Source organism: Anoxybacillus pushchinoensis, assembly GCF_900111795.1.
Lineage (GTDB): Bacteria > Bacillota > Bacilli > Bacillales > Anoxybacillaceae > Anoxybacillus > Anoxybacillus pushchinoensis.
Map to the genome: position 1 here is coordinate 21,311 of NZ_FOJQ01000023.1, position 18,298 is coordinate 39,608.

General features: G+C 42.5%; 18 protein-coding genes and 2 pseudogenes. 13 read left to right on the forward strand and 7 right to left on the reverse strand.

Features of this window, described 5'->3' with window-relative positions; genetic code table 11:
• Positions 1–228 precede the first annotated feature (228 nt).
• On the forward strand, positions 229–1,875 hold the full coding sequence (locus BM213_RS08030) for a glycerol-3-phosphate dehydrogenase/oxidase (protein ID WP_091702795.1): 1,647 nt from the start codon (positions 229–231) through the stop codon (positions 1,873–1,875).
• Positions 1,876–1,970: 95 nt separating this feature from the next.
• Here BM213_RS08030 and BM213_RS08035 read toward each other — a convergent pair whose 3' ends face one another.
• The 4 genes from BM213_RS08035 to BM213_RS08050 all read right to left on the reverse strand — a co-directional run bounded on the left by BM213_RS08035 (position 1,971) and on the right by BM213_RS08050 (position 5,147).
• Positions 1,971–2,396, reverse strand: coding sequence for an Hsp20/alpha crystallin family protein (locus BM213_RS08035; RefSeq protein WP_091702798.1), 426 nt, complete (start codon positions 2,394–2,396; stop codon positions 1,971–1,973).
• A 72-nt stretch (positions 2,397–2,468) separates the two neighbouring features.
• Positions 2,469–2,729: a hypothetical protein gene (locus BM213_RS08040; RefSeq protein ID WP_003394640.1), complete on the reverse strand. Its 261-nt coding sequence runs from the start codon at positions 2,727–2,729 to the stop codon at positions 2,469–2,471.
• A gap of 13 nt (positions 2,730–2,742) precedes the next feature.
• Positions 2,743–3,708 carry a hypothetical protein gene (locus BM213_RS08045; RefSeq protein WP_091702801.1) on the reverse strand — a complete coding sequence of 322 codons (966 nt, stop codon included), beginning with the start codon at positions 3,706–3,708 and terminating at the stop codon, positions 2,743–2,745.
• Positions 3,709–3,914: 206 nt separating this feature from the next.
• A complete protein-coding gene (locus BM213_RS08050) occupies positions 3,915–5,147 on the reverse strand; it encodes an aminopeptidase (RefSeq protein WP_091702803.1) in 1,233 nt (410 codons plus the stop codon).
• A 117-nt stretch (positions 5,148–5,264) separates the two neighbouring features.
• Here BM213_RS08050 and BM213_RS08055 point away from each other — a divergent pair, with 117 nt between their 5' ends.
• Both BM213_RS08055 and BM213_RS08060 read left to right on the forward strand, forming a co-directional pair.
• Entirely contained in the window at positions 5,265–5,702 is a 438-nt protein-coding gene (locus BM213_RS08055) for a hypothetical protein (protein WP_091702806.1), read from the forward strand.
• Entirely contained in the window at positions 5,699–6,820 is a 1,122-nt protein-coding gene (locus tag BM213_RS08060; protein WP_091702809.1) for a glycerate kinase, read from the forward strand. The genes BM213_RS08055 and BM213_RS08060 overlap by 4 nt, the downstream gene beginning before the upstream one ends.
• Before the next feature lie 15 nt (positions 6,821–6,835).
• Here the strand turns inward: BM213_RS08060 and BM213_RS14945 are convergent.
• Positions 6,836–7,258: pseudogene (locus BM213_RS14945) on the reverse strand (methyl-accepting chemotaxis protein); the annotation flags it as partial.
• A gap of 207 nt (positions 7,259–7,465) precedes the next feature.
• Here BM213_RS14945 and tnpA point away from each other — a divergent pair.
• The 10 genes from tnpA (at position 7,466) to bioC (ending at position 17,074) form a co-directional block, all read left to right on the forward strand.
• Entirely contained in the window at positions 7,466–7,867 is a 402-nt protein-coding gene (gene tnpA / locus BM213_RS08070) for an IS200/IS605 family transposase (RefSeq protein ID WP_021094952.1), read from the forward strand.
• 16 nt (positions 7,868–7,883) lie between these two features.
• A complete protein-coding gene (locus BM213_RS08075) occupies positions 7,884–9,341 on the forward strand; it encodes a transposase (protein ID WP_208601889.1) in 1,458 nt (485 codons plus the stop codon).
• Positions 9,342–9,509: 168 nt separating this feature from the next.
• On the forward strand, positions 9,510–10,517 hold the full coding sequence (locus BM213_RS08080) for a putative bifunctional diguanylate cyclase/phosphodiesterase (RefSeq protein ID WP_244149215.1): 1,008 nt from the start codon (positions 9,510–9,512) through the stop codon (positions 10,515–10,517).
• Positions 10,518–10,636: 119 nt separating this feature from the next.
• Entirely contained in the window at positions 10,637–11,497 is an 861-nt protein-coding gene (locus BM213_RS08085) for an ABC transporter ATP-binding protein (protein WP_091702814.1), read from the forward strand.
• Positions 11,433–12,365, forward strand: coding sequence for an iron-hydroxamate ABC transporter substrate-binding protein (locus BM213_RS08090; RefSeq protein WP_425265922.1), 933 nt, complete (start codon positions 11,433–11,435; stop codon positions 12,363–12,365). Before BM213_RS08085 ends, BM213_RS08090 begins: the two co-directional genes overlap by 65 nt.
• Positions 12,366–12,425: 60 nt before the next feature.
• Positions 12,426–13,400 (forward strand): FecCD family ABC transporter permease, encoded by a 975-nt coding sequence (locus BM213_RS08095; protein ID WP_091702817.1) that lies wholly within the window; start codon positions 12,426–12,428, stop codon positions 13,398–13,400.
• Complete coding sequence (locus BM213_RS08100) at positions 13,397–14,404, forward strand: FecCD family ABC transporter permease (protein ID WP_091702820.1); 1,008 nt, start codon at positions 13,397–13,399, stop codon at positions 14,402–14,404. The genes BM213_RS08095 and BM213_RS08100 overlap by 4 nt, the downstream gene beginning before the upstream one ends.
• A 60-nt stretch (positions 14,405–14,464) precedes the next feature.
• The gene (gene bioF, locus BM213_RS08105) at positions 14,465–15,637 is read left to right on the forward strand and encodes an 8-amino-7-oxononanoate synthase (RefSeq protein ID WP_091702823.1); all 1,173 of its coding nucleotides are present in this window, start codon (positions 14,465–14,467) and stop codon (positions 15,635–15,637) included.
• Positions 15,634–16,314, forward strand: coding sequence for an alpha/beta fold hydrolase (locus tag BM213_RS08110; RefSeq protein ID WP_091702825.1), 681 nt, complete (start codon positions 15,634–15,636; stop codon positions 16,312–16,314). Before bioF ends, BM213_RS08110 begins: the two co-directional genes overlap by 4 nt.
• Positions 16,307–17,074, forward strand: a complete 768-nt coding sequence (gene bioC, locus BM213_RS08115) for a malonyl-ACP O-methyltransferase BioC (RefSeq protein WP_004889989.1) — start codon at positions 16,307–16,309, stop codon at positions 17,072–17,074. Before BM213_RS08110 ends, bioC begins: the two co-directional genes overlap by 8 nt.
• Here the strand turns inward: bioC and speD are convergent.
• Together speD and BM213_RS08125 are read right to left on the reverse strand one after the other, a co-directional pair.
• Positions 17,067–17,840 carry an adenosylmethionine decarboxylase gene (gene speD / locus BM213_RS08120; RefSeq protein WP_091702828.1) on the reverse strand — a complete coding sequence of 258 codons (774 nt, stop codon included), beginning with the start codon at positions 17,838–17,840 and terminating at the stop codon, positions 17,067–17,069. The genes bioC and speD overlap by 8 nt on opposite strands.
• A gap of 230 nt (positions 17,841–18,070) precedes the next feature.
• A pseudogene (locus BM213_RS08125) lies at positions 18,071–18,298 on the reverse strand (IS110 family transposase); the annotation flags it as partial.

Below are 18,298 nucleotides of genomic sequence, written 5' to 3' on the forward strand. Positions count from 1 at the left end.
ATTGTAAACAAATATAAAGAAAAAGGAATGAATATTAGCTTATGCAAGCCACGTTCAGCGATGAAATGGTTTTTTGTGCAAAATAGTTGCCTTTTTCCACGTGTATGATACAATAAAGGTAAAGTTCATATATGTCAAGAGATGTAGAGAGACCGTACATGCATAGTGAGCGAGTGCTTATTATGCTTGTTTCGGTCTTTTTTTATTTTGAATAAGGGAGAGATTGCGATGTTTTCTGCAAAACAGCGTATGGAAGTCGTGAATGAAATGAGCAAAACAACATATGACGTGCTCGTCATTGGAGGGGGAATTACCGGTTGTGGCATTGCGCTAGATGCTGTGACGCGCGGAATGAAAACCGCGCTCATTGAGATGCAAGATTTTGCAGCAGGAACGTCAAGCCGTTCAACAAAACTTGTTCACGGTGGTTTGCGCTATTTAAAGCAGTTCGAAGTGAAAATGGTCGCTGAAGTAGGGAAAGAGAGAGCGATTGTGTATGAGAACGGTCCGCATGTGACGACGCCAGAGTGGATGCTCCTTCCTATTCATCGTGGAGGCACGTTTGGAAAATGGAGTACATCAATTGGCTTATGGCTGTATGACCATTTAGCTCGCGTCAAAAAGGAAGAGCGGAGAACGATGTTATCCGCACATGAAACATTGCAAAAAGTGCCGTTAATTAGACGAGATGGATTGCTTGGCGGCGGTTACTATGTTGAGTATCGGACAGATGATGCACGATTGACAATCGAAGTGATCAAAAAAGCGGTTGAGTGCGGTGCACACGCTGTAAACTATGTGAAAGCTGAATCGTTTTTATATGATGAACAAGGTCGCGTCATCGGTGTCATATGTCGCGAGCAAATGACGAACGAATCATTTGCGATTTATGCTAAAAAAATCGTCAATGCCGCAGGTCCGTGGGTCGACACATTGCGTGAAAAAGACGGCTCAAATGTCGGGAAGAAGTTACGGTTGACAAAAGGAGTGCACATTGTCATTGATCAAGCACATTTTCCGCTCAAGCAAGCGGTATATTTTGATACACCTGACGGCCGTATGGTATTTGCGATTCCGCGCGATGGAAAAACGTACGTTGGCACGACAGATACGTTTTATGATGGAGATCGCATCCATCCAAAAATGACGTGGGAAGATCGCGATTATTTGCTGCGTGCCATTCATTACATGTTTCCTTCAGTTCATATTACGGAGGAACATATTGAATCGAGCTGGGCCGGTTTACGTCCTTTAATTTACGAAGAAGGAAAAGATCCATCAGAAATTTCTCGTAAAGATGAAATTTGGCAATCCCCATCTGGTCTAATTACGATTGCCGGGGGGAAGTTGACAGGTTATCGAAAAATGGCCGAAACGGTCGTCGATCTTATCGCGAAACAGCTAGAAAAGACGTACCTTTCTTGTCAAACAAAACATTTGCCTATTTCTGGCGGAGATATAGGTGGCGCAAACGAATGGCATACATTTATATGTAAAAAAGTGAAAGAAGGAATGAATCTCGGCTTTACCGAACAGCAAGCGAAACAGCTCGTTCAACGATATGGGACGAATGTCGATCGTTTGTTTGCGTTTGCCCGCACATATGATCGAAATAGTGCGTCTCTTCCAATCGACTGGTACGTGATGTGTATGTACGCCCTGGAATATGAAATGGCAGTCACCCCGCTTGACTTTTTTATTCGTCGCACAGGGGCGCTCTTTTTCGATATTCATGCCGTTCGGCAATGGAAAGGGGCAGTCACTCAGCTTATGCAATCTTATTTCAACTGGACAGACGAACAGCGAAACGAATATGAGCATCAAGTAAACGTTGCGCTTCACGATGCAATAATTCCTTGCGACGAAGCAAAATAACATCGTGAAACTGCACTCTTCGTTAAAAAAACTGTTTTTGTAAAAATGACTTGTATGAATGCATCCGTATAAAAACACCGGCGAGTTGCCGGTGTTTAATGAAATTGCACGTCAATTCGTTTTTTCCCGTCTGCTTGTGTTTTCGGGATGCGAATTTCAAGCACCCCATTTTTGTACGATGCCTGTACGTTTTCGTGTGCCGCAGGGGAAGGGAGAGGGATCGTACGATAAAATCGTCCGTAAAACCGCTCCTGCCGATGCATATGCTCATCGTGTATATCGTGTTGTTTGCGCACTTGTCCGCTAATAGACAACGTTTGGTGGTCAATATGAATATCGACATCTTCTTTTCGTTCTAATCCCGGGATGTCGCAAGTGACAATCATTTCTTTTTCGTTTTCATGCACATCGACGCGCGGCATACGAAAAGCATCGTCAATATGCGAGAAGAGGGAAGGGAAGTTTGAAAACATACGTTCAACATCCCGACGCATCACATCTAATGAACGGAATGGGTTCATCGCCAAGCCTCCTTATATCGTATTCGGTACGTATTTTGCGCAAACGGCAGGATATTATACAAAAAACTTGCCTTAACGGGAAGGCAAGTTTTCCAATTGCTGTACGTATAAACGAACGAGTTCGTATTGTTGTTTCGCATGAAGCGATGATGTTGCAATGCGTGTTATAGCTAATGAAAATTTTTCATAAGGTGACTTTCTTAAGCGCGGATGCGTCATTTCATCTAGTAAATCACGGCGGATGGCATCAAGTAATACGTCCTCCGCTTCATTTTCTGTTGCAGGCAATGAACGGTTCGACCATAGCGACCGATATGCGTCTAGTAGCTCCATCGAACATCTCCCCTTAGTCAATGCGCTCAATCGTTTCAGCCATTTGTAAAAATGCATCTAACTCATTCGGCTGTTGAATAAAAATCGTCAACCGCATCGCCGGTTCATTTTTCACGACAAACACGTACACTTCGCCGTCTTCAATCGCGCTTTTATATACGTCTGATCCGTTTAAATGTGCTCCTTTCGTCCATGTTATTTTCTCGACATGTCCATCTTTACTGCTCGCTTTCACATATTGTTCGGCTTGCTCGGCGACAAGAGACCAGTCTGCCCCTTCATCAATGAGCTCGACAGTCAGCGACGCTTTTTCTTCATCAAGGAAAATCATATCTTTTCCTGGTTCGATTGCCTCAGCCATATATCCGTTTAAAATATTTGCTTGAAACGGTTGATTGCTGCTTTTATATGTGAAAAATTGTTCTTTCGTTTGTTCATTCGTTTCAGTTTTTTTTCGTTCAATCGTCTTGGCCATCGTCATAAACGTGTCCAACCAATTTTCTTCTTTTTTTGTAAATACCGTTAAAAACATCGGCGCATCTTCTGTTACTCCAATGACGTAAACGACACTGTCATCAACATGCGCTTCATAAGCGATCGCATTTTCAAACGGTAGTGTGCCTTCAAAAAGGATAGCTTGTTCAGATATCGCTGTTGCCCGCTCTTTTGCATACGTTTCCATTTCGTTAGATGCATCTTTCGGCAACAACTCAATCCGCATCCATTGTTCTTGTTCACTCTCATGCATAACGACATCTTTTCTTGGTTCTTCTGCTTCTAAACTAAATTTTGGTAATAACGAAATGCTAAACGGCTGATTTGTGCTTTCAACGAGTGTGAAGTCAACTGGCGTTTGTTCTTTTGTTTGTTCTTTGTTCGCAATTGGTTGTTCGACCGGTGCTGTTGTTTGCTCGCTGCAGGCAGAAAGCAAAGCGACAGCCGCAACGATGCTCATCCATAACTTCGACTGTTGTTTCATCTTTGTCGCTCCTTTAATTGTTTTTACTTTTATTGTCGTATAGTTTTACGTTTTATGCAAGTATTCCTTTTTATACACGACCGTTCGATTTCGTCCTTGTTTTTTCGCTTCATATAAAGTGATATCTGCTTGTTTAAACAGCTCTGATTCATTTGTTGCAAGCTATGCGAACGAAAAAAATGTTGCGGACAAACGCCGCAACATTTTTAAATCGAAATGGCCCACTCGCCGTTTCGCATAATCGGCTCGCGAACGCCGTCTTTTGTGACGCCATCGACGTTCAATTCATGAGAACCGATCATAAAATCTTCATGCACTAAACTATCGTTCGCGCCACGTGCAAGCAACTCTTCGGTGCGCATATTCGTTCCGCCTTCAATATTTGTCGGATATGCCTTTCCGAGCGCTAAATGCGACGCCGCGTTTTCATCAAATAACGTATTATAAAACACAAGGTTCGATTGTGAAATTGGAGATTGATGCGGCACGAGCGCAATTTCTCCTAATCGGCGAGCCCCTTCATCTGTATCAAGTAAATGTTTTAACGTGTCATAGCCGACTTCTGCCGTAAAGTCAACGACTTTTCCATCTTTAAATGTAAGTGTAAAGCCGTCAACAATATTGCCGCCATAGTTAAGCGGTTTCGTATTTCGAACGACCCCGTTCGTTCCATCTTTATGAGGCATTGTAAACACTTCTTCTGTTGGCATATTCGGATTAAATATAATGCCATCTGTGCTCTTCGCTGCACCGCCAGCCCAAATATGCCCATCTGGAAGCTCCACCGTTAAATTTGTTCCTGGCCCGTTATAAATGAGCTGTTTATATTGCTTATTGTTTAAATAATCAACGATGCGAGCTAATTTTTCATTGTGCGCTTTCCAAGCTGCAATCGGATCGTCCTGATCGACACGCGTCACTTGGAAAATGACATCCCATAACGCTGCCATTCCTTCTTCTTCGCTCATATGTGGGAACACTTTTTTTGCCCATGCTGGCGTCGGCACAGCAATTAATGACCAACAGTTATGATCAGCCATTAAGCGGCTACGGTAGTTTTGCAACGCCATGCTTGCCGCTTTCGTCGCCGCAGCAACGCGCGCAGGGTCAATATCTTTTAATAAATCTGGATTCGGTGCATAAATGCTTAAAAACGCCCCACCTTTTTCAGCGACTTCCTCGCGTCCTTTCGCAAGCCAAGACGGGTATTCATGAAGCGCTTCTTCGGGCGCATGTTTAAACTTTATGTACGTGATTTCTTCATCGCTCCACTCGACATGCACATGTTTTGCCCCCGCTTCGTACGCTTTTTTAGCAATTTCGCGCACAAGTGGGGCAGACGGTAACGGAGCGTTAATAAACAACGTTTGTCCTGGTTGAATGTTGACGCCGACACGTACAGCTAATTGTGCGTATTTTTCCAATTGTTTTTCTAACATAACAAAACCTCCTTATCGTAAAGCATACTACCATTTTAACAAAACGGATGATGTTGTGAAAACATTTTCGTCTGTATTATGATGAAGGAAGAAACATAACTAGAAAGGGAATGACTTATGGAATGTGGTGACCAACAATTATTTTGTGTTGAAGGCATATTTATTCGTGCTTATGAACGAACAGTTGATGTGCAAGTGAAGGGAGAGACGCTTACGTTTACGACTACGACGAACGAGCCAATAATTGGCTTTTGTGCCGGCGACGATGTTGGGGTGGCGTTTTGCGAAATCGAAGGGGAAAAGAAACTGATTTCAATTGAACGAAAAGACGGTTCAGCACTTTCGTACGTCAACGGAGAATATTTTGCCGACATCATTTTTATTCAGTGGGTAAATGAAACGTCGTTTTTATTTGATATGTATCGCTCCCCTTATCGAGATTATGAAATGATGACGACGAATGAATCGTTTTCATGTGAACGTGGAACAACGATGACTGTTTTGTTCGTTCGCCAAGACGGAAAAAATATATTGAAAAAGGTTGTTGCGAAATGAAAGTTATCATTGCACCAGATTCATTTAAGGGAAGTTTATCGGCACATGATGTGTGTACCGTAATCAAAAAAGCGTTTTCCGATGAATATCCAGAAGCGGCAGTTACGACCGTTCCGATGGCAGACGGAGGCGAAGGGACGATGGAAGCGATCGTTTCAGCGATGAATGGATTCGTTCAACCGGTAACGGCCCGCGGCCCACTTTTTGATATGCAGCAAGTAGCATACGGTGTTGTCGGTGATACAGCGGTCATTGAAGTAGCACAAGTCATCGGCTTGCCGCTCGTTCCAAACGAAAAAAGAAATCCGCTCCATACGACAACGTACGGTGTAGGTGAAGTGATCATAGCAGCGCTTGAGGCGGGCTATCGCCGTTTTGTCATCGGGCTTGGTGGAAGCAGCACAAACGACGGAGGGTTTGGGATGTTATGTGCACTTGGCGCAACATTTACAAACGCATCCGGGGAACGGTTGCCCCCGATGCCGTCTTCGCTCCCTCATATTGCACACGTCGATATGACATCGATTGACCGACGTGTGTATGAAAGTGAGTTTCTCGTTGCTTGTGATGTCGATAATCCGCTGTATGGCGAGCGCGGTGCTTCACACGTATTCGGTCCGCAAAAAGGGGCGGATCGTGAAACGGTTCGCATATTAGATCAGTGGCTATATACGTATGCACAAAAAATCGAACAACAAACAAATCTTTTTTATGCACAAGAGCATGTAGCGGGAGCGGCAGGGGGATTAGGATTTGCTTTTTTATTGCTTGGTGGAAAATTAATACGTGGGGCGCAACTTGTCGGCGAGACGGTGCAACTGCCACAAAAAATGAAGCACGCCCATATCGTTATTACCGGTGAAGGACAAAGCGACGAGCAAACGTTATATGGAAAAGTACCATTTTATGTCGCACAATTAGCGAACGAATATCACGTTCCTGCCTTTTTGCTGTCAGGAAGTCTGGGTGACGGCTTTGACAAGCTATATGCATATTTTGTCAGCTGCGATGCGATTGCGACAAAGCCGATGACGTTAGAACAATGTATGCGTTCAGCAACCACCCTTCTTTATACGAAAGCACGCAACATCGCGCGAATAATTAAGCGGTTTTCTTAGTTGAAAACCGCTTGATTATAATTCTGCCTGTTCTACTAATTCGGTAGATAAGGAAGATAAGTGTTTCATGACGCGATGAATGTCTTCAATAGAGCGTAAAATATAATCGATTTGTTGCTGGCTTTCCCTAAACAGGTCAATATGGTGGTCGAGCTCCATTTTCGAAGCGACCATCGTCCCTTTTGTTTGCTCCATTTGACTAGCTGCTTCTTCTGCGATATGGCTCATCCCGTTCATCTTTTGTACAAGTGACTCGACTTGTCGATAATTCGTTTCGATCCCTTCAATAATGTCTGTACTCATTTGTTTTGTATATTCCGCTAGCTTTCGAACTTCATCTGCTACGACAGCAAAACCTTTTCCTGCTTCTCCCGCTCGTGCTGCTTCAATCGCGGCATTTAAAGCAAGTAAGTTCGTTTGATCAGCAATCGCTTGAATTTGAGAAGATGTATTTCGAATCATGTCTGATGAAGAGGGGACGAATTTACTATCATTGTCACTCCTGTATATCACCTTCACAAAAGGAGCGCAAGGAAGCCCCTGCCTTTAGGTATGGGGAGGAATTGCGTATTTTTTAAATAAATTTATTAGATAATTTTTATTTATCTAATATTTATGGTATATTTAATATAGAGGTGATTGATTTTGGAAACCAAAAAATACACCCATAAAAAAGGGATTGTGTATCTCAATCAATATCATATTGTGTTTTGTCCAAAGTACCGTAGAAAAGTATTAGTTGGAGATATTGAACGAGATGTAAAAGAAATTTTTTATGAAGTTGCCAAAGAACATGATGTAGAAATGAAAGCGATGGAGATTATGCCCGATCATGTTCATTTGTTTATTTCTTTTGACCCACGACAACATTTGCATAAGATTATTCAAGCGTTTAAAGGCAAAAGCAGTCGAATATTAAGAGAAAAATACCCTTCATTAAAAAGCAGATTACCGTCGTTATGGACGAGAAGTTATTTTTGTTGCACAGTTGGTCATATTTCAGAAGATGCCGTAAAGCAATATATTGAAAATCAAAAAAATGTGTAAAGGGAGGTGTATCGCATTGGCAAAATCAAACACAAAAAGCTATGTGTTGACACTACCATTAAAAACAGAAAGATGGCAAGAACATGTGCTTGAAAAGCGATTTGAAATCGCAAGAAAGTTATATAATGCTTGCTTGCGTGAATGTCTAAAGCGATATAAAAAATTACAACACGATCGCGAATATAAACAAGGGATTCAACAACCAACATCAAAAGAAAAAAACAAAATATTGACTGAACTGTACCGTTCGTATGGCATCAGCGAATATGCGATGCACGATTTTATCAAGCCAATGCGATCCCCTTTTAAAAAACATATCGACTCGAACACAGCGCAAAAAATCGCTACAAGAGCATGGTTGGCGTTTGAAAAACTTGTATGTGGAGATGCTAAGCAAGTGTATTTCAAAAAACATAACGAAATGAATTCGGTAGAAGGGAAATCAAACGACACAGGCATTCGTTTTAAAGACGGTCATCTTTTATGGAATGGATTATCTATTCCTGTCATTATTCGCAAAAACGACATATATGCATCTATCGCTTTACAAGATCGAGTAAAGTATTGCCGTATCCTACGTAAGCGAATAAGAGGAAAAATAAAGTATTACATTCAACTTGTCCTTGAAGGCATCCCGCCTAAAAAAGCCAATAAAGAAACAGGAGAAATCAAGCATCCACTTGGTCAAGGTGACGTTGGTATAGACATAGGTACACAAACAATCGCTGTTTGTTCATCGCGCGACGTAAAGCTACTTGTTCTCGCGCCAAGCGTAGAAAACATGGAAAAACAGAAACGATTGCTTCTTCGCAAACTAGACCGCCAAAGACGAGCAAATAATCCCCATAAATACAATGAAGATGGCACCATAAAAAAAGACAACAAAGAAAAATGGATGTGGAGCAAAAACTATATAAAAACACGTAACGAGTTAGTCGAACTACAACGAAAAATGGCGGACAAAAGAAAACAAGACCACCATCGACTGGCTAACTGGATGCTTACGCTTGGCGATTGTTTCAAAGTAGAAACAATGAACTTCAAAGCACTTCAAAAAAGAGCCAAAGAAACGAAAGTGGATGTGAACGGCAAATGTAAAAAGAAAAAGCGATTTGGTAAAAGCATTGCGAATCGCGCGCCAAGTTTGTTTTTGAGTATATTAAACCAAAAGTTACAATATGAAAACAGAACGCTTCATTTTATTGATACAATGCGTGTAAAAGCAAGTCAATACGACCATCAAAACGATGAGTATAACAAAAAAACACTTTCTCAACGATGGCATAAAATAGACGGACGCAAAGTCCAGCGTGATTTATACAGCGCATTTTTAATCATGAATGTTAGAGACAATTTAAAAGAAATAGATCGACAAAAATGTTTAGAAAGATGGAGTCATTTTATATGTTTGCACGACAAGGAAATAGAATGTTTAAAATCGGCTAACCAGCTTGTCGGTAGCATGGGTGTATAATAAATATCGTAAAAAGCGTCTTGAATCGGGCGCACAGGGCGCAAAGCACCATAGCGGTGTTTGCCCATGAAAGTCTTGCGGAACAAGGGTGAGTTCTGTACGCAGGTGCATGAGAAGCCCTTCTGTACGCAAGAACCCCACGACTTTAGTTGTTGGGAGATTCAGGATGTGTATCAACTTGTCGATGACATCGTCTCTATTAGTAAACAACCTATTGACGTTCAACATTTAGATATACGTGTGTCGCTTAGCGTAGGGGTTGCGATGTATCCGTATGACGGAGAAACGAGCGATACGCTAATGAAACATGCGGATATGGCGATGTATCGCGCCAAAGAGCAAGGGAAAAACCAATATCAGTTTTTTAACGGTGAGATGGATCGGACGGTGTCACAAAAAACGATGATTGAAACGAATCTTTATGAAGCGATCGAACAGAAGCAATTTGTGTTGTTTTATCAACCTCAATTTGATGTACAAACAAAAAAATTAATCGGCATGGAGGCGCTTATTCGCTGGATACATCCAAAGCTCGGCATGATCTCACCAGGCGTCTTTATCCCAATCGCTGAAGAAACAGGGCAGATTATCGCCATTGGGGAATGGGTCATTGAAGAAGCGTGCCGTCAAATAAAAAGATGGAACGAACAAACCGGCCTCTCCCTTCGCATGAGCGTCAACATTTCTCCAAAGCAATTTTTAAAAGAAAATTTTGTTGAACATATTCGTGCTGTTTTACAACAAACACAATTGCCACCAGATCAGCTCGATTTAGAAATTACAGAAGGAGTTGCTGTATTTAATGAACAATATACGATTCAAAAATTACAGCAATTGAAACAACTCGGTGTTCACATTTCAATTGATGATTTCGGTACAGGGTATTCGTCTTTAAGCTATTTGCGTAAATTTCCGATTAATCGGTTAAAAATTGCGAAACCGTTTATTGATGGCATAACAGAAGAAAAAGAGGATGTTGCCGTCGTCAAAGCAATTATCGTCCTTGCGAAAAACTTAAAACTACGCGTCATTGCCGAAGGGGTAGAAACGCTGTCACAATTTCATATTCTCGAAACGTTACAGTGCGATGAAATTCAAGGATATGTTTTCGGAAAGCCGCTTGATGCCGATGCGTTTGAAAACACGTATTTACAAAACCAATTTCCGAACGAGTGAAGTTGGTTTTGTAAATAAATCATTGACAATGATAATCAATTCATGTAAATTAAAATGTGTGTTGATATTAATTATCAATATCGGTTAGTTCACTAGGCGTTCGAGGGGGGTAAACATATATGCCGCGATTGTATACAGAACAGCTTTCTGTTGGATATGGAGAGCGCACCATTGTCGATCGGTTAACTGTACATATTCCAGATGAAAAAATAACGACCATTATCGGACCGAACGGATGTGGGAAATCAACGCTTTTAAAAGCGTTGACGCGCATTATTCGTCATCAAGAAGGAGCCGTCATTTTAGACGGAAAACAAATTTTGCAAGAGCATACGAAATTGTTGGCGCAAAAAATGGCGATTTTGCCGCAAACCCCAGAAAGTCCGAGCGGTTTAACGGTTGGTGAACTCGTTTCATACGGACGTTTCCCGTACCAAAAAGGATTCGGTCGGCTAACGAAGCGCGACTATGAAGTCATCGATTGGGCGCTTGAAGTGACCGGAACGATCGCATTTAAACATCGCTCCGTTGACTCGCTATCAGGTGGTCAAAGACAACGCGTCTGGATTGCGATGGCGCTTGCGCAAGAGACCGATATCATTTTTTTAGATGAACCGACAACATATTTAGATATGGCGCATCAATTAGAGGTGCTCGAATTGTTGCAACGTTTAAACCGCGAACAAAAGCGCACGATCGTGATGGTGCTTCATGATTTAAACCAAGCGGCTCGTTTTGCGGACTATATGATCGCGATGAAAGACGGGAAAATCGTGCAAGCAGGAACGTGCGAACAAGTCATGACTCCTGATGTATTAAGACAAGTGTTTCATATCGACGCAGAAATTGGTCGTGACCCTCGAACAAACAAACCGATGTGTATCACATATCATTTAATAAAAGGAGATGTAGCATATGTTGAACAAGCGAATGATGTCCATTCTTCTTTTGTTCGTCCTCATCTTGAGTGCGTGCGGTAATCAAGCAGCTGAAAAAGAACAAGAAAAGGAAGTAAAAGAGGCAAACGAACCAAAAACAATGACATATCAATCTGAAACAGGTCCAGTCGAAGTGCCTACGAATCCAAAGCGCGTTGTCGTTTTATCTTCCTTTTTAGCAGGTAGTGTCATGGCGCTCGATGTACCGATTGTTGGGGTTGACTCTTGGGCGAAAATGAATCCCCGTTATGAACCGTATTTAAAAGATGCAAAGGAAGTAACAGATGAAAGTTTGGAACAAATTATCGAACTTGAGCCAGATTTAATTATTGCAGCGTCAACAAATAAAAACTTAGATAAATTAAAAGAAATTGCCCCAACCGTCACGTACACGTACGGAAAAGTGGATTACTTAACGCAACATTTGGAAATTGGAAAACTATTAAATAAAGAAGAAGAAGCGAAACAATGGATCGATGACTTTAAAAAGCGCGCTCAACAAGCCGGTGAAGAAATTCGTGCGAAAATTGGTGAAAATGCAACCGTTTCGGTCATTGAAAACTTCGATAAGCAATTGTACGTATTCGGCAATAACTGGGGTCGTGGCACAGAAATTTTATATCAAGAAATGAAATTAAAAATGCCGAAAGCAGTTGAAGAACATGCATTGAAAGACGGATACTATGCGATTTCCCTTGAAGTGCTTCCGCAATTTGCTGGAGACTATGTCATTTTCAGCAAAAACGCAGATGGTGACCTTTCATTTACAGAAACGGAAACATATAAAAACATTCCGGCGGTGAAAAACAATCGCGTCTTTGAAGCAAACGCAAAAGAATTTTACTTTAACGACCCGATTACATTAGAATATCAGCTTGAATTTTTCAAAAAGCACTTTTTAGGTGAGTAATATAAAGAAAGAGGAGTTCGTCGTGAATTCCTCTTTCTTTATGTAAATAGAAAAGAGAGGATGCGTATGCTGAAAAAATTTGTACTTGCCTTCACTTTATTGATTACGACATTCGTTTGTGCCATTGTGATCGGAGCGGCGGATACGACAATCAAAGACGTCTGGCTAGCGATCACAGCGCCAGAAACGAACGAAATAGCGACGATGATTCATGAAGTGCGCCTGCCGCGTGAAGTAGCCGCGGTTGTTGTCGGTGCAGCGTTAGCCGTTGCTGGTGCTATTATGCAAGGGATGACGCGCAACCCACTTGCAGATCCAGGACTTATTGGACTAACGGCAGGAGCGAATGCGGCTTTAGCGATCGTGTTTGCTTTTTTTCCTTCTACAAACTATATACAAACGGTGCTCGCTTGTTTTGTTGGTGCTGCGTTCGGAGGCTTGCTCGTTTTTAGCGCGGGCGGTAAACAATTTTCACCGTTTCGGATCGTCCTAGCTGGTGCAGCCATTTCTACTTTTTTATACGCCGTCGCAGAAGGGATTGGACTTCTGTATAAAGTATCGAAAGACGTATCGATGTGGACAGCTGGCGGTATGATGGGAACGACGTGGTACGAATTAAAAATCGTTACCCCTTTTATTTGTTTTGCTATGCTGATCGCTTTTTTGCAAAGTCGTCAATTAACAATTTTAAGTATGAGCGAAGAAGTAGCAGTCGGGCTTGGCCAACAACTGACGCGCGTCAAAGCAATTCTCTTTTTCATCGTCATCGTTTTAGCTGGTGCGTCCGTTGCGCTCGTTGGCAATTTAGCATTTGTCGGTTTAATGATCCCACATCTTGTCCGTTCGTTTGTTGGAACGGATTATCGATTTATTTTGCCAATGAGTGCGATCGGCGGTGCGACGTTTATGTTATTTGCAGATACAGTCGCACGAATGATTCACGCACCATATGAAACACCCGTCGTCGCGGTTGTGGCTGTCATGGGGCTTCCATTTTTTCTTTTCATCGTGCGTAAGGGGGAAAAAGGATTATGATTGCACCGCTACGAAAAAAACAGCGTATAATTTTGCTCGTTCTTTTCATATTCATTTGCTTCATAACGATCATCAGCATGGGAACAGGCTATTCTTCTTTATCTTTCGACCGTCTCATTCCGGTGATTTTAGGTGACGGGACGTTTAAAGAGCAATTCATTTTGTTTTCGATTCGTTTGCCACGCATCGTCATTACGTTGCTTGCAGGTGTGGCATTAGCGTTGTCTGGTGCCATTTTACAAGTTGTGATGCGCAATGACTTAGCCGATCCAGGTATCATCGGTATAAATGCGGGCGCAGGTGTTGGTGTCGCCTTGTTCTTTTTATTTGTTCCGATTCAAGCACAATCATTTGCTTACCTTATTCCGCTCGTCGCTTTTTGCAGTGCGCTCCTTACAGCGATTCTCATCTATACGTTGTCGTACAATAAACAAATAGGACTTCAACCGATTCGCCTCGTGTTAATTGGAATCGGTTTTGCTACGGCGTTTTCGGGATTGATGATCGTTCTTATTTCAGGAGCCGATCGTACGAGAGTCGATTTTATTGCAAAATGGTTAGCCGGCGGTATTTGGGGGCTCGATTGGGTGTTCGTTCTCGCATTATTGCCGTGGCTCATCATTCTCGTTCCATTCATTTTATATAAAGCTCATCGCTTGAATGCTTTGCAATTGAATGATCCTGTGGCCATTGGCATCGGCGTATCGCTCGATCGTGAACGACTCGTTTTACTATTGACGGCGGTGGCGCTTGCCGCATCGGCCGTTTCCGTCACCGGCGGTATCGCATTTGTCGGTTTAATGGCCCCACATATTGCTCGGGCGCTTGTTGGTCCTCGAAACGAGTTAAGTTTACCTGTGACGATGCTGATGGGTGGTGCGTTATTGTTGCTTGCTGATACGATTGGGCGCAATTTAATTGAACCAGATGGCCTCCCTGCTGGTGTCATCGTGTCAATCATCGGTGCTCCTTATTTTGTTTATTTATTATGGAAAAAGAAATAAACGTATGATACGATAAATGTAAACTTTTATTTTTTATAGGTTTACAAAAAGGGGAGAGGTATGTTGTGGGAGGAATTGCAAATACATATCGAACAACTTGCGGAAAAAGCGCAAAAACGAACGTTGATTCAGGCAGAAAGCGACGGATGTTTTATACATATCGATGGCCGTCACTTATTTAATTTTTCATCGAATAACTATTTAGGTTTTGCACATGACGAACGGCTTATTCACGCTAGCATGGAAGCCACAAGACGATACGGTGTAGGAGCAACGGCTTCACGCCTTGTTGTTGGCAACCATCCGCTATATGAACAAGCAGAAGATGCGCTCGTTCGTTGGAAAGGGTGTGAAGCTGCACTCATCGTCAATAGCGGATACACAGCAAACGTCGGCATTCTTTCTTCCTTAGCAGGACGGGATGCGGTCATTTTTAGCGATAAATGGAACCATGCCAGCATTGTAGATGGGGCGATTTTAAGCCGAGCGGAAGTGAGACGCTATCGCCATGCGGACGTGGATCATTTAGAAACGCTATTAAAAAAAGCCGAAAGACATAAACGAAAAATTATTGTGACGGACACGATTTTCAGCATGGACGGGGACGTTGCCCCGCTACGCGAACTCGTCGCGTTAAAAGAAACATACGGTGCGATGCTTGTCGTTGATGAAGCACATGCGAGCGGTATATATGGAGAAAAAGGGCAAGGAATGGCTCACGAACACGAGATTGCTGAACAGATTGACGTACATATGGGAACGTTCAGTAAAGCGCTCGGCGCATACGGGGCATATGTGGCGGGAAAGCGAGTCGTTATTGATTATTTCATTAATACGATGCGTCCATTTATTTTCACAACCGCATTACCTCCAAGCGTGCTCGGCACCATTTGTACAGCTATTGAGATCGTACAACAAGAACGATCATTGCGCCATCATTTACATGCGTTAAGTGATTATTTTCGCACGCATCTGCAACAGGCGGGATTCGATATTGGTCAAAGCACGACGCATATTGTGCCAATTATCGTTGGCGATAACGAACGAGCGCTTGCTTTTAGCGTCCGCTTGCGTGAACGTGGCATTGTTGCGGTTGCGATTCGTCCACCAACGGTACCAGACGGCACGGCGCGCCTTCGTTTCTCACTTATGGCGACGATGACAAAAGAGCAACTCGATTGGGCGCTTGCTGAAATTACCGCAGTCGGAAAAGAAATGGGGCTGATCGTATGAACATATTGTTATTGCCGGGATGGGGAATGAAAGGAGAAGTGTTTACCCCGCTTATTCAAGCTCTTCAGCCAAGCCATGTTACCGTCGTCGCATGGGAGCATATGCATGATGTTAATCATTTTTTAGCGAAAGCAAAAGACGCTTTAACCGTCCCGTCGATTGTGATCGGTTGGTCGCTTGGCTCGCTCGTTGCTTTACAGCTCGCTATGCATGAACATGTGCAAGCGCTCGTATGCATCGGAGGGACGAGCCGATTTACGATGACAGACGATTATCCGATCGGCTGGCATGCACGCGTTGTGGAACGAATGAAGACACAATTAATGCGCCAACCGGAAAAAACAATACAATCATTTATTGATATGTTATGGGGCGAGGAAGAAGCGCAACCGTTCCGTTATATGCATCATCATATCCCAGACTTGTTGCTTGGATTAGATTACTTATTAACGACAGACGTACGAGATCAGTTACAACAAATCGATGTACCACTCCTACTCATTCATGGAGAGCGTGATCGCATTTGTCCACCGCAAGCTGCTCAATATGTATATGAACGAACCAATCATTGTACGTTCATGCTTATGCCAAATGTCGGGCACGCCCCGCACGTCACACAGCCAAGCACGTGCGCCCATTACATTCAAATATGGTTAGGCGGTGAAAAAAATGATTGATAAACAATTGATGCAAAAACGATTTAGCGAACGAGCAACGACATACGATCAGTTTGCGAACGTCCAAAAAAAGATGGCCCATGAATTAATAAAACGCATCGATCATCCACCTAAAACGATTTTAGAAATTGGCTGTGGTACGGGATATTTAACGAAACTGTTACATGACGCTTATCCGCAGGCAAAACTTACAGCAGTTGATATCGCTCCAGGCATGATTGAAAAAGCGAAACAAAGGCTAAATGATGCACCAATTACATGGCTGTGCGCAGACATTGAAGAAGCTGAGTTACATGAAACGTACGATCTCATTATTTCTAACGCGACGTTTCAATGGCTTATGACTCCAAAACAAACGATCGCCAAACTCGCCAAACAACGAAACGAAAGAGGACAACTTCTTTTTTCAACATTTGGCGACCGAACGTTTCACGAGTTGCACACCTCATTTGCGTATGCGCTCGCCATTCAACAAATTGACGAGCCGCTTCGCATCGGCCCATCGTTTCCGACGTTTTCCGAGTGGCTCGCTATGCATATTCGAGCGCGTGGACACGAACAGTTTGAAGTTGAATATTTTCCATCTGTACGTGACTTCTTCTTATCACTTCGTCACATCGGTGCAACAAATAGCACGTCGGGTCGCTATTGCCAACGACCATCTGTATTCAAAACAATGATGCATGAATATGAACAACGTTTTTCGGAACAAGGACTGATTCGCGCAACATATCATTGCATTTTTATTGACATCACTTAGGTGGTGTCATATTTTTTCCATAAAAAATTTCATCCATCTCTATGCGTAATTTATGTGTAATCGTATCTGCTTCTTCTTTTGTCAGTTGATCTTTCGACAGCTCAAACAAATAGCTATCTAAATCAAACTCGCGCAATTTGCATTTCGTATGGAAAATATGTTCTTGATACACGTTTACATCAATCATGTCGTATTGTTTGCGAATGTCATCGGGGATGTAGTTTTGAATCGATGTAATGTCATGATCGATAAACAGCTTTTTCCCCGAAATGTCGCGTGTAAATCCGCGCACACGATAGTCGATAATCATAATATCGGTTTCAAATGAACGAATTAAATAATCAAGCGCCTTTAACGGCGAAATTTCCCCACACGTTGCAACATCAATATCAGCCCGAAACGTGCTAATTCCATCGTTCGGATGATATTCGGGATATGTATGTACTGTAATATGGCTTTTATCGAGCGCACAAACGACCGCTTGTGGCACAGGCGGTTCTTCTTTCGGCACTTCAATCGGTCCTTCTGATATAAGCATTGTGACGCTAGCCCCTTGAGGAACATAATCTTGCTTGGCGATATTCAAAATGTGCGCTCCAATCATATCGGCTACATTTTTCAAAATACTCGTCAATCGATCGGCATTATACACTTCGTCAATGTATGAAATATACGCTTCCCGTTCGCTTGCGCTTGTCGTGTAACAAATATCGTACATATTAAAGCTAAGCGATTTCGTTAAGTTGTTAAATCCGTGCAGTTTCATCATAAACCTCCCTTTCTTATGTATGCTGTTTATTATGTTGTCGATTTGTGAGGATTTGTATGTATGGCGAGAGGAAGGAAAAGATGAGGGAGAGGAATATGAGAAAGTGGGCTTTATTTTTTATGTTTATCTATCCTGAAAACAAAATTTGGCAAAAAACAACCCCCACCTAGCCTTTGGAATATAATTTCCAAAGGAAGGTATTAAAGTTTATATATGGTTTAATTCCCTTATGCACCCATTTTTTCTAACTTCACTTCGTACCCTAACCCCTCTAATTTCTTCACCGTTTGACGCACGATCTTTGCTTCCCGTTGACGATCCCAATAGTCTGCCCCTAATTCTTTATACGGTTCCTTCCGAGTTAACAGGTAATAGATGATTTCTAATATCGTTCGTCCAACTGCCATACTCGCTCGATTCGCCCCTCTTCTTGCGGCTATGCGGTGATATTTCGC

Bases quoted from the DNA above. Each gene is read 5' to 3' on its own strand.
- BM213_RS08030 (WP_091702795.1), top strand. From the start codon at position 229: ATGTTTTCTGCAAAACAGCGTATGGAAGTCGTGAATGAAATGAGCAAA.
- BM213_RS08035 (WP_091702798.1), bottom strand. From the start codon at position 2,396: ATGAACCCATTCCGTTCATTAGATGTGATGCGTCGGGATGTTGAACGT.
- BM213_RS08040 (WP_003394640.1), bottom strand. From the start codon at position 2,729: ATGGAGCTACTAGACGCATATCGGTCGCTATGGTCGAACCGTTCATTG.
- BM213_RS08045 (WP_091702801.1), bottom strand. From the start codon at position 3,708: ATGAAACAACAGTCGAAGTTATGGATGAGCATCGTTGCGGCTGTCGCT.
- BM213_RS08050 (WP_091702803.1), bottom strand. From the start codon at position 5,147: ATGTTAGAAAAACAATTGGAAAAATACGCACAATTAGCTGTACGTGTC.
- BM213_RS08055 (WP_091702806.1), top strand. From the start codon at position 5,265: ATGGAATGTGGTGACCAACAATTATTTTGTGTTGAAGGCATATTTATT.
- BM213_RS08060 (WP_091702809.1), top strand. From the start codon at position 5,699: ATGAAAGTTATCATTGCACCAGATTCATTTAAGGGAAGTTTATCGGCA.
- BM213_RS08085 (WP_091702814.1), top strand. From the start codon at position 10,637: ATGCCGCGATTGTATACAGAACAGCTTTCTGTTGGATATGGAGAGCGC.
- BM213_RS08090 (WP_425265922.1), top strand. From the start codon at position 11,433: ATGTTGAACAAGCGAATGATGTCCATTCTTCTTTTGTTCGTCCTCATC.
- BM213_RS08095 (WP_091702817.1), top strand. From the start codon at position 12,426: ATGCGTATGCTGAAAAAATTTGTACTTGCCTTCACTTTATTGATTACG.
- BM213_RS08100 (WP_091702820.1), top strand. From the start codon at position 13,397: ATGATTGCACCGCTACGAAAAAAACAGCGTATAATTTTGCTCGTTCTT.
- bioF (WP_091702823.1), top strand. From the start codon at position 14,465: ATGTTGTGGGAGGAATTGCAAATACATATCGAACAACTTGCGGAAAAA.
- BM213_RS08110 (WP_091702825.1), top strand. From the start codon at position 15,634: ATGAACATATTGTTATTGCCGGGATGGGGAATGAAAGGAGAAGTGTTT.
- bioC (WP_004889989.1), top strand. From the start codon at position 16,307: ATGATTGATAAACAATTGATGCAAAAACGATTTAGCGAACGAGCAACG.
- speD (WP_091702828.1), bottom strand. From the start codon at position 17,840: ATGAAACTGCACGGATTTAACAACTTAACGAAATCGCTTAGCTTTAAT.